Below are 10853 nucleotides of genomic sequence, written 5' to 3'. Positions count from 1 at the left end.
GACCGTGACGTGACCGCCTGGATGGGCGACAAGGGCTATGTCGGCACCGGGATGCTGACACCGATCAGGAAACCCAAACACCGCGACCTGCTCGACTGGGAGAAGGACTTCAACCACCACCACAACAAGAAGCGAGTCATCGTCGAACACGCCATCGCCAACCTCAAAACCTGGCGCATCCTCCACACCGACTACCGACGCCCCATCGACACCTTCGCCACCACCATCTCCGTAGTCCTCGGCCTACAGTTCTACAGGCAAGCGTGAATAACCCTCACAGCCTAGACGAACCCACCGACAGTCTCGGGGGCATGAGGGCCGACGCAGGGGACTCTGAGCCTCGGCTGCGCCTCGGGTTTCGGCCTGGTCGCCTGGCGGCGACGCCGGCCCCGGGCGCCAGATTAAAACGGTGGTGCCCGTTGTGGTGAAGTTGTTTTGTTTGGGGCCCCTAGCGGTAGCCTGGGTAAGGCTAAAAGGCGGGGCCACTGGAAAGCGTGGCCTTACCCGCCAGCCGGCTTAGGCCACCGCTCCCCCCAAACAAAACAACTTCACCACAACGGGCAGTTGGTGTCGGCGGGTTTCGAGGCGCGCGGCGCAGGCTGGCGGCCTTCGTCGATAGGGCGTGGGTTTGTTTTTTTTGGGGGGGTGCAGTGTGGGTGTGGCGCTTCGTCGATTCGGGGCGGGTTTTGGGTGTGGTGTGGGGATTGGTTAGGTGGTGTGGGGTTTTCCGGGCATGGAGGGGGTTAGGGGGGTGATGCCCGCCGTTTTTCGCCATCGGGTTGCTCGTACGGCTGATTCTGTTAGTGCCGCCACCGCGTTGGTGCGGATGTCTGTGTCGTCGCTGGCTTCCAGTACGGCTCGCCAAGCCACTGTGCAGTCTTGTTCGGCGTCCACCATCAGTCCCAGTGCTGATGCCTGGTTGGTTACCGGTTTCGGCGGTAGGTATGCCGGTTCTGCCGGGTTCGGGGTTGCTCCGGACGCGCCCAGTAGCCGCTCAGTGGTGTCTCTCCGTGAGCGGTGGGCTTGGGCGCCTTCGTTGATTGCTTTGTCGAAGTTCGCGGGGAGGAAGGCGCTTACCAGGCCGTAGACCCATACCGCCGCGTGTTCTGATCCCAGTGCGGCTTGTACGGCGGTCAGGGTGTCTTGCGGCATCGGGGGTCGGGTTGGTGGGACCGATGTCGGTGCTGGGCTGGGTTGCTGTTTCACGCCAGTACCTCCAGCAGGCTCGCGCACCCGGCTGCGATTGAGCCGACCATGCCCGCTCGGTAGCGGGGTACCTGGGTGGCGGTCTTGGTGGCTTCCTCGGTGGCCCCGGTCAGGCCGTCTGCCAGTGCTTTCTTCGCTACCGTCGGGTCTGTTGGGGCCTTGGGCGGCGGTGGGGTGGGCGCCGTGGAGGACGAGGGCTTCGGGGGGCTGGCTCGGTCGATTTCCTGCTGGAGCGTGTCCGCGTGTTCGGCGCGGGCGGCGGCGACCAGGCCTGCGGGGGTGGCTAGGGTCGGCACGGCCGCCGCGATGGCCGTCGCGGTGGCGGCGTCGGCGCGGGCTCGGGTGACGAGGGCCGCCAGCGGGTCCGGGGGCGGGGGTTTCTCCGCCGACGGCGTGCACGCGGTGAGGCCCGCGGCGGTGAGGCCGAGCAGGACCGTTCTGCGTGTGAGGGACGGGGCTGGCGGAGGGGTGCTCACGGTCAGTCATCCTGCCAGGCCCCGGGCGGGCCGCGCCGGGGCTCCGGATGATCGCCTGCGGGCGCCCGCTCCGGACCGGCGAGATACGCTAGGTGACCGCGGTGGGCGGACGGTACCGCCGACCGGCAGACAACCGCACCGTCGAGCAGAAACAGGGAGCGGCCAAACGTGGCCAACCAGGGACAAGCCGACCACGTCACGGCCGAGCTGGAGCCGGTCGTGGCGGGCGCGATCGCCGCGGCGGGGTTCGAGCTGGAACAGCTCGACGTCGCCCAGGCCGGGCGCAGGCGGCTGGTGCGGGTGGTGGTCGACGGGGACGACGGGGTCGGCCTGGACGAGGTGGCGGTGGTCAGCCGGGCGGTGTCCGCGGTGCTCGACGAGCACGACGCGGTCCTCGGCGGCCCGTACACCCTCGAGGTCACCTCACCCGGGGTGGACCGCCCGCTGACCCGGCCCCGGCACTGGCGGCGCAACAAGCTGCGCCTGGTGAAGATCCGCCCGGTCGACGGCGACGTGTTCACCGGGCGGGTCGGCGCGGCCGACGACGACCCGGCGGGCGGGGTGCAGGTGCTGGTCGACGGGGCGCTGCGCCGGGTCGACTACGGCGAGGTCGCGCACGCCGTGGTCGAGGTGGAGTTCAAGCAACCGCCGGTGGCGGAGTTGGCGATGCTCGAGTCTCGGGCGTCCGGTACGGAGGAGGACGCGCTGTGAACGTGGACATCGCGGCGCTGCGGGCGATCGAGCGCGACAAGGACATCCCGTTCGAGACGGTGATCGAGGCCATCGAGACGGCCCTGCTCACCGCGTACAAGCACACCGAGGGGCACCAGCAGCACGCCCGCATCGACATCGACAAGCGCACCGGGCTGGTCCGGGTGCTGGCGTTCACCCCCGGCCAGGACGGCGCGGACGACGAGGAGTGGGACGACACCCCGGAGGGGTTCGGCCGGATCGCGGCCACCACCGCCCGCCAGGTCATCCTGCAGCGGCTGCGCGACGCCGAGCACGAGCGCACCTTCGGCGAGTTCTCCGCCAAGGAGGGCGAGATCGTCGCCGGGGTCGTGCAGCGCGACACCAGGGCGAACTCGCGCGGCATGGTCGTGGTGCAGGTCGGCGACACCGAGGGCGTGCTGCCCGCGGTGGAGCAGGTGCCCGGCGAGGCGTACGAGCACGGCACCCGGATCAAGTGCTACGTGGTGGGCGTCACCCGCGGCACCCGCGGGCCGCAGATCACGTTGTCCCGGACGCACCCGAACCTGGTGCGCAGGCTGTTCGCGCTGGAGGTCCCGGAGATCGCCGACGGCACCGTGGAGATCCCGGCGGTCGCCCGCGAGGCCGGGCACCGGTCCAAGATCGCGGTCCGGTCCACCGTGGCCGGGGTCAACGCCAAGGGCGCCTGCATCGGGCCGATGGGGGCGCGGGTGCGCAACGTGATGAGCGAACTGGCCGGGGAGAAGATCGACATCATCGACCACTCGGACGACCCGGCCACCTTCGTCGGCAACGCGCTCTCGCCCGCGAAGGTGGTGTCGGTCACGGTCGTCGACGAGAAGGCGAAGACCGCCCGGGTGGTCGTGCCGGACTTCCAACTGTCCCTGGCCATCGGCAAGGAGGGCCAGAACGCCCGGCTGGCCGCCCGGCTCACCGGGTGGCGGATCGACATCCGCAGCGACTCCGCGGAGGCCGCTCCGGTATCCGGTTCGGCTGTCTAGCCCGGACAAGATAGACTTTCCATGGTTCGTCATCAGGAACCGGTTTCCGCGCGCTCGCTCGGGTCTGGCCCGGTGCGCACGTGCGTGGGCTGCAGGCTCCGGGTGGCGGACGTGGAACTGCTGCGTGTGGTGCACGTGGACGGGCGCGCGATACCCGATCCGCGGCGCCGGATGCCGGGGCGGGGGGCCTGGTTGCACCCCGACCCGGAGTGTCTGGCCAAGGCCGAGAAGCGCCGGGCGTTCCCCAGGGCCTTTCGGGTCCAGGGCGTGCTCGACGTGGCCGGTCTGCGGTCCGCCGTCGAGGCGGCGGTCGTGGGCGGTATCGGAGCGGGACATTCCCGCTCCGTGGAGGAAAACAGGAAGCAGGTCGACCCGTCATGAGTCAGCCGTGAAGCTGAAGACATGAACGCGCGACAATAGGACGAGGTCGACGGGACTGCCCGCCGGCCTCATCAGACGAGGAGAGCAGTGGCAGGCAAGGCCCGTGTGCACGAGCTGGCGAAGGAGCTCGGAGTCACCAGCAAGGATGTGCTCGCCAAGTTGAAAGACATGGGCGAGTTCGTGAAGTCGGCGTCCTCCACCGTGGAGGCACCGGTGGCCCGCAGGTTGCGGGACGCCTACCCGGGCAAGGGCGAGGCCAAGCCAGGCCCGCGTCCCGGCCCCAAGCCCCCCCCGCGCCCGCAGGCGCCGCGGCCGCAGACGCCGCAGGCCCCGGCCGCGAGCGCACCGACCCCCAGCCCGGCCCCGGCCGTGACCCCGCAGGCGCCCAGCGCCCCGGTGTCGTCGACGCCGCCGGTCCAGGCGCCGCCGAGGCCCGGCTTCGTGCCCGGCCCGCCGCGACCCAAGCCCGCCCCGCGCCCGGCCGAGCAGCCGCAGCGCGAGCAGCAGGCCCCCGCGGCGGCGGCCGCCGCGCCGAGCCCGGCGCAGCAGCAACAGCAACCGCAGCAGCAGTCCTCGCCCAAGCCCCCGCGCCCGGATCGGCCCACCCCGCCGCACCAGCAGGGCAACCAGGGTGGTCAGGGCGGCGCCGTGGTGCCGCCGCGCACCCAGTCGCCCAAGCCCGGTCCGCGCGCGCCGCGGCCCGGCAACAACCCGTTCGGGGTCGGCGGCGGTGCCCCGACCCCGCGTCCCGGCGGTCCCCGGCCCGGTGGCCAGGGCGGTCCGGCCGGCGGCGGTTCCGGTGGTGGCGACCGGCAGGCGCGTCCCGGCGGCGACCGGCCGTCCGGCCCGCGCGGTGACCGCGCCCCGTCCGGCCCGCGGCCCTCGTCCGGCCCGAACCCGGGCAACATGCCGCCCCGGCCCAACCCGGGCATGATGCCGCCCCGGCCCGCCCGCCCGGCGGGTGGCGGTCGCGGTGGTCCCGCGGGCGGTCCCGGCGGTGCCCGTGGTGGCCCCGGTGGTGGCGCCCGCGGCGGTCCCGGTGGGGGCGGCGGCGGTGGCGGTTTCCGCGGCGGTCCCGGTGGCGGTGGCGGCGGCGGTGGCTTCCGCGGCGGTCCCGGTGGCGGCGGTGGTGGCGGTGGCTTCCGCCCCGGCGGTGGTGGCGGTGGCGCCCCGGCCGGTGGTGGCGGTGGCGGTTTCCGCCCCGGCGGCGGTGGTGGCGGTGGCGGCGGTGGCCGTCCCGGTGCCGGTGGACGTGGTGGCGCGGCGGGCGCGTTCGGTCGCCCCGGCGGCCCGTCCCGGCGCGGACGCAAGTCCAAGCGGCAGAAGCGCCAGGAGTACATGGACAACATGCAGGCGCCCAGCGTCGGCGGTGTCCGCCTGCCCAAGGGCAACGGCGAGGTCATCCGGCTGGCCCGCGGCGCCTCGCTGACCGACTTCGCCGACAAGATCAACGCCAACCCGGCCTCGCTGGTGCAGGTGTTGTTCCACCTCGGCGAGATGGTCACCGCCACCCAGTCGGTGTCCGACGAGGTGCTGGAGCTGCTCGGCTCGGAGATGAACTACACCGTGCAGGTCGTGTCCCCCGAGGAGGAGGACCGCGAGCTGCTCGACTCGTTCAAGATCTCCTACGGCGAGGACGCCGGTGGCGAGGACGACCTGCAGGCCCGCCCGCCGGTGGTGACCGTCATGGGTCACGTCGACCACGGTAAGACCCGCCTGCTCGACACGATCCGCAAGACGACCGTGCACGAGGGCGAGGCCGGTGGCATCACCCAGCACATCGGCGCCTACCAGGTCGCCACCGCGCTGGACGGCAACGAGCGGCTGATCACCTTCATCGACACCCCCGGTCACGAGGCGTTCACCGCCATGCGTGCCCGCGGCGCCCAGGCCACCGACATCGCGGTGATCGTGGTCGCCGCCGACGACGGCGTCATGCCGCAGACGGTGGAGGCGATCAACCACGCCCAGGCGGCGAACGTGCCGATCGTGGTCGCGGTCAACAAGATCGACAAGGAAGGCGCCAACCCGGCGAAGATCCGCCAGCAGCTCACCGAGTACGGGCTGGTGGCCGAGGAGTACGGCGGCGACACGATGTTCGTCGACATCTCGGCCAAGCAGGGCACCAACATCGACGGGCTGCTCGAGGCCATCCTGCTGACCGCGGACGCGGCGCTGGACCTGCGGGCCAACCCGGAGATGGAGGCCCAGGGCGTGGCGATCGAGGCGCACCTCGACCGCGGTCGCGGTCCGGTGGCCACGGTGCTCGTGCAGCGCGGCACCCTGCGGGTCGGTGACTCGATCGTGGCGGGCGACGCCTACGGCCGGGTGCGCCGGATGGTGGACGAGTTCAACGAGGACATCACCGAGGCGTACCCGTCCCGGCCGGTCCAGGTCATCGGCTTCACGTCGGTGCCGGGCGCGGGCGACACGTTCCTGGTCGTCGAGGAGGACCGCACCGCGCGGCAGATCGCCGAGCGGCGCGCCGCCCGGAACCGGGCCGCGCAGAACGCGCAGAAGCGCAAGCGGATCAGCCTGGAGGACCTGGACGCGGCGCTCAAGGAGACCAGCCAGCTCAACCTGATCATCAAGGGCGACAACTCCGGCACCGTCGAGGCGCTGGAGGACGCGCTCACCAAGATCGACGTCGGCGACGAGGTCGAGCTGCGGGTCATCCACCGCGGCGTCGGCTCGATCACCGAGGGCGACATCAACCTGGCCATCGCGGACAACATCATCGTGATCGGCTTCAACGTCCGTGCGGAGGGCAAGGCCACCGAGCTGGCCAACCGCGAGGGCATCGATGTGCGCTACTACTCGGTGATCTACCAGGCCATCGATGAGATCGAGGCGGCGCTCAAGGGTCTGCTCAAGCCGATCTACGAGGAGGTGGAGCTCGGCCGCGCCGAGGTCCGCGAGGTGTTCAAGTCCTCCAAGGTCGGCACGATCGCGGGTTGCATGGTCACCTCCGGCGAGATCCGGCGCAACTCCAAGGCCCGGCTGCTGCGCAACGGCGTCGTCGTCCAGGAGAGCCTGCCGGTCAGCTCGCTGCGGCGGTTCAAGGACGACGCGGTGGAGGTCCGCGAGGGCTTCGAGTGTGGTCTGACCCTGGGGTCCTACAGCGACATCCAGGTCGACGACATCATCGAGACCTTCGAGATGCGCGAGAAGCCGCGCACGTAATCGCAAGCGCCCCGGGGGCGGTCCGCCGCCCCCGGGGTCTTCCTACTCATCCTTTCGGTGATGCCTGGTGTACGTCGGCGCCCTGGAACTCGACATCCTCCTCGGGGACGTCCACTCGTTGAAGCAGAAGCGCTCCGCGGTGCGGCCGGTGGTGGCCGAGCTGCGCAAGCGGTTCGAGGTCGCGGCCGCCGAGGCGGGTCACCTCGACCTGCACCGCAGGGCGCTGATCGGCGTGTCCGCCGTGGCCGCCGACCTCGGGCACGTCACCGAGCTGCTCGACGCCTGCGAGCGGCTGGTGGCCGCCCACCCGGAGCTGGACCTGCTCTCGGCCCGGCGCCGCGTGCTCGGACCCGACGATGACTGACCGTCGCGACCCGGCCGGGCCTCACCGACCGACATGGAAAGAAGGAGCGCGTCGTGGCTGACGCACCCCGCTCGCGCAAGCTCGCGAAGCGCATCTCGCAGATCGTGGCCTCCGCGCTGGAGCACGAGGTGAAGGACCCCCGGCTGGCCAGGGTCACCATCACCGACGCCAAGGTCACCGCCGACCTGCACGACGCCACGGTCTACTACACGGTGCTGGGCGACAAGCTCGACACCGAGCCGGACCACGCGGCGGCCAAGGCGGCTCTGGAGCGCGCCACCGGCGTGCTGCGCACCCTGGTCGGCCAGGGCACCGGCGTCCGGTTCACCCCGACGCTGACCTTCGTCGCGGACACCGTGCCCGACGACGCCCGCCGCATCGACGACCTGCTCGCGCGGGCGCGGGCGGCGGACGCCGAGGTCGCGGCCCAGGCGTCCGGGGCCAGCTACGCCGGTGAGCCCGATCCGTACAAGGCGCCGCGCGACCCGGACGACCCGGACAACGACGACGGCGACGACGGCGACGACGACCCGGACGATGAGGACAGCGGCGCGGACCGCTGACATTCGCCCGGAAGTATGATCCGGCACGGAGGGTCGTCGGGGACCTTCGTGTTCGGGAGGCCAGGGAGTGTCCGGGGAGTCGGGATCGGGGCTGTCGCGGCGCCAGGTGATCGCCGCGTCCGTCGGCGGCCTGGCGACCACGATCGGGCTGGGCCTGTTCGGCGCATGGGCGTTGCGCGAGGACGAGAAGCCCGCGCGCAGTGACGCGCGGACGCCGATCCCGGTCCCCGCGGTGACCACCACGACCGTGCCGCCGAAGCTGCTCGAGGTGCGCACCTTCCACTCCAAGGCCCGCAACCGGGACGTGCGGGTGATCACCTACCGGCCTGCCGGGATCGCGCCGGGGACGCTGCCGGTGTGCCTGGCCTTCCACGGTCGCGGGGCCGGGCCGTCCATGTTCACCGATCTCGGCGTGGGCGGTCAGCTCACCGCGGCCGCCGCGTACGCCGTGGTCGCGGTCGACGGCGGCGACAGCTACTGGGTGTCCCCGTCGCCGAAGGACGACCCGGTCGCGATGCTCACCGACGAGGTGCCCGGCTGGCTGGCCGAGTTGGCGGTCAACCAGCGCCCGTTCGCCGTGCTCGGAGTGTCCATGGGCGCGTACGGGGCGTTGAACTACGTGCGCGCGCACCGGGACGCGGTGCGGGTGGCCGCCGTGGTGAGCCCGGCGCTGTTCCGGTCGTGGACCGAGGCGAAGGCGCGCAACGCGTTCACCGGTCGCGCGCAGTGGGAGGACACGGAGCCGCTTCGTCACATCGAGGCGTTGCGCGGGGTCCCGCTCGGTGTATGGTGCGGCACAGCCGACCCGCTGTTGCCCTCGGCGAACCAGTTGATCGACACGGCGCGACCCGTCGTGGCGAGGACGGCGCCCGGGGGGCACGACGCCGAGTACTGGGCCAAGGTGCTGCCCGATTCGTTGTCGTTCATAGGCTCGCACATCTGAGTCAAGTGGTGTAGACCTATTACTCCGCACCTGTCCGGGAGGTGGCCGGTCGCGTCGGGAGGCCGCCGCCTCGACGCCGTGCCGGTGCCAGCCAACCCGATCATCCCACCCCTGGGAGTTCCACAGTGGACGGACGTTGGACCAGACGCGGCCTGCTGCTCGCCGGCGCCGGAGCGGGCGCCGCCGCGCTGGTGGGCTGCGGCAGCCGGACCACCCCGCAGTCGCAGCCGACCGCGCCGAAGACGGCGGCCGAGAGCCAGGCCACCGTCGACACCACCTCGGTCAGCAACCTGACCTGGCGGTCCTCCATCGGCGACGTCAAGATGATCGTGATGCGGCCGCGCGACGTCGCGGGCGCGCTGCCGGTCTGCCTCGCCCTGCACGGCGAGGGCACCGACGCCGCCCAGTTCGTCGACATCGGGCTGCCGCCGCTGCTGACCGCCACCGTGCGCGCGGGCACCCGGCCGTTCGCCGTGGTCGCCGTGGACGGCGGCACCAAGAGCTGGCTGGGCGCGCCGCAGAACATGCTCGCCAACGAACTGCCGGACTGGCTGGCCCGCGCCGAGTTGGCAACCACGCCGTTCGCGGCGCTCGGGGTGTCCGCGGGCGCGGTCGGCGCCTTCCAGTACGCCCGCACACCCAACCTCGCGTTGCTGGCCGCGTTGAGCCCCGCCGTGTTCACCTCGTGGAAGGACGCGGAGAAGTACGGCGGCTACACCGACGAGAAGCAGTGGCAGGGCGCCGAGCCGCTGCGCAACAGCACCGCCGTCTCCGGGCTGCCGTTCGCCGTCTGGTGCGGCACCGAGGACCCGCTGCTGCCTGCCGCGCGCCAGTTGGCCCAGGTCACCGGCGCCAAGCAGGCGTCGTTCGGCACCGGCGACCACAGCGCCGAGTACTGGAAGCGGACCCTGCCCGAGGTGCTGCGCTACATCGGCGATTCGCTGGGCAAGAAGACGCCCTGACGGCCGGTCGACTGGACACCACCTGCCCGCCCCGGAACGCTGGGGGAGTGGGAACCGACCTCGCCAACGCCGCCGACCTGCTCCGCTCCGCCACCGACGTGACCCTGCTCGCGCACGTCAGCCCGGACGCCGACGCGCTGGGCAGCGCGCTCGCGCTCGCCATGGCCCTGCGCTCCCGGGGAGCCGCGGTGCGGGTCTCGTTCGGTTTCCCGGCGGAGATCCCGCGGTCGCTGCGCGGCCTGGACACCGCGGGCCTGGTGGTCCCGGCGGGGGAGGTGCCCGCCGCGCCGTCGACGCTGGTGGCGCTGGACTGCGCGAGTGAACGGCGGCTGGGCGAGCTGGTAGACCGGGTGCCCGCCACCATCGCCGCCGGTGGCCGGGTCCTGGTGGTCGACCACCACGTCGCCAACACCCGCTTCGGCACCGACCACCTGCTCGACGAGTCCGCGCTGGCCACCGTCGTGCTGGTCCTCGACCTCATCGACGAACTCGGCGTGCCGCTCACCCCGGACATCGCCCGCTGCCTCTACGCGGGTCTCATCGGCGACACCGGCCTGTTCCGGCGGGCCCGCCCGGAGACGCACGCCATGGCCGCCCGGCTGATCGAGGCCGGGGTCGACCCGACCGAGGTCACCCGCGAACTGGTCGACACCCGCCCGTTCGGCTGGCTGCGGCTGGTGTCCGCCGCGCTGTCGCGGGCGCAGTTGGTCCCGGACGCGGTCGACGGCCACGGGCTCGTGCTGACGGTCGTGTCGCTGCACGACCTGGACGGCACGGACGGTGTGGAGCCGGAGGACGCCGACAGCGTGGTCGACCTGCTGCGGACGGTCGCGGAGGCCGAGGTCGCCGCGGTGGCCAAGGAGCTGACGCCGAACCGCTGGTCGGTCTCGCTGCGCGCCGTCGCCACCGCCGACGTGCGCGCGGTGGCGGCCACGCTCGGTGGCGGCGGGCACCGGTTGGCGGCGGGCTTCCCCGCCGAGGGTTCCGCCGAGGACGTGTTGATGCTCATCAAGAACGCCTTCGCCTAGCCCTTTCCGGACCGCTTGGTGATCACCCGATGACC

12 protein-coding genes are annotated in these 10853 nt (G+C 72.1%); 10 read left to right on the top strand and 2 right to left on the bottom strand.

Annotated features, from left to right (window positions below; translation table 11 throughout):
* On the top strand, positions 1 to 267 hold a 267-nt coding region (locus H504_RS0118885), incomplete at its 5' end, for a transposase family protein (protein ID WP_026424050.1).
* A gap of 441 nt (positions 268 to 708) precedes the next feature.
* Here H504_RS0118885 and H504_RS40235 read toward each other — a convergent pair.
* Positions 709 to 1152 (bottom strand): ferritin-like domain-containing protein, encoded by a 444-nt coding sequence (locus H504_RS40235; protein ID WP_084467875.1) that lies wholly within the window; start codon positions 1150 to 1152, stop codon positions 709 to 711.
* Positions 1153 to 1202: 50 nt separating this feature from the next.
* A complete protein-coding gene (locus H504_RS35875; RefSeq protein WP_051386021.1) occupies positions 1203 to 1682 on the bottom strand; it encodes a hypothetical protein in 480 nt (159 codons plus the stop codon).
* A 168-nt stretch (positions 1683 to 1850) separates the two neighbouring features.
* Between H504_RS35875 and rimP the strand changes: the two genes are divergently transcribed.
* The 9 genes from rimP (at position 1851) to H504_RS0118835 (ending at position 10818) form a co-directional block, all read left to right on the top strand.
* Entirely contained in the window at positions 1851 to 2393 is a 543-nt protein-coding gene (gene rimP, locus H504_RS0118875; RefSeq protein ID WP_026424049.1) for a ribosome maturation factor RimP, read from the top strand.
* The gene (nusA, locus tag H504_RS35870; RefSeq protein ID WP_035304879.1) at positions 2390 to 3394 is read left to right on the top strand and encodes a transcription termination factor NusA; all 1005 of its coding nucleotides are present in this window, start codon (positions 2390 to 2392) and stop codon (positions 3392 to 3394) included. Before rimP ends, nusA begins: the two co-directional genes overlap by 4 nt.
* 111 nt (positions 3395 to 3505) lie before the next feature.
* Positions 3506 to 3775 carry a YlxR family protein gene (locus tag H504_RS0118865; protein WP_245614351.1) on the top strand — a complete coding sequence of 90 codons (270 nt, stop codon included), beginning with the start codon at positions 3506 to 3508 and terminating at the stop codon, positions 3773 to 3775.
* An 87-nt stretch (positions 3776 to 3862) separates the two neighbouring features.
* The gene (gene infB / locus H504_RS0118860) at positions 3863 to 6958 is read left to right on the top strand and encodes a translation initiation factor IF-2 (RefSeq protein WP_026424047.1); all 3096 of its coding nucleotides are present in this window, start codon (positions 3863 to 3865) and stop codon (positions 6956 to 6958) included.
* 67 nt (positions 6959 to 7025) lie between these two features.
* Positions 7026 to 7322, top strand: a complete 297-nt coding sequence (locus H504_RS0118855; RefSeq protein WP_026424046.1) for a DUF503 domain-containing protein — start codon at positions 7026 to 7028, stop codon at positions 7320 to 7322.
* A 53-nt stretch (positions 7323 to 7375) separates the two neighbouring features.
* Positions 7376 to 7885, top strand: coding sequence for a 30S ribosome-binding factor RbfA (gene rbfA / locus H504_RS0118850; RefSeq protein WP_026424045.1), 510 nt, complete (start codon positions 7376 to 7378; stop codon positions 7883 to 7885).
* Between the two features lie 67 nt (positions 7886 to 7952).
* A complete protein-coding gene (locus tag H504_RS0118845) occupies positions 7953 to 8828 on the top strand; it encodes an alpha/beta hydrolase (RefSeq protein WP_051386020.1) in 876 nt (291 codons plus the stop codon).
* Positions 8829 to 8953: 125 nt separating this feature from the next.
* Positions 8954 to 9790 (top strand): alpha/beta hydrolase, encoded by an 837-nt coding sequence (locus tag H504_RS0118840; protein ID WP_026424043.1) that lies wholly within the window; start codon positions 8954 to 8956, stop codon positions 9788 to 9790.
* Positions 9791 to 9837: 47 nt separating this feature from the next.
* Positions 9838 to 10818 (top strand): DHH family phosphoesterase, encoded by a 981-nt coding sequence (locus H504_RS0118835; RefSeq protein ID WP_026424042.1) that lies wholly within the window; start codon positions 9838 to 9840, stop codon positions 10816 to 10818.
* The last annotated feature ends 35 nt before the right edge of the window (positions 10819 to 10853 follow it).

Origin of the sequence: Actinokineospora inagensis DSM 44258 (assembly GCF_000482865.1) — a bacterium.
Taxonomy (GTDB): domain Bacteria; phylum Actinomycetota; class Actinomycetes; order Mycobacteriales; family Pseudonocardiaceae; genus Actinokineospora; species Actinokineospora inagensis.
Note: the sequence above shows the minus strand (reverse complement) of the source record. Positions and strands in the feature narration are given on the sequence as shown.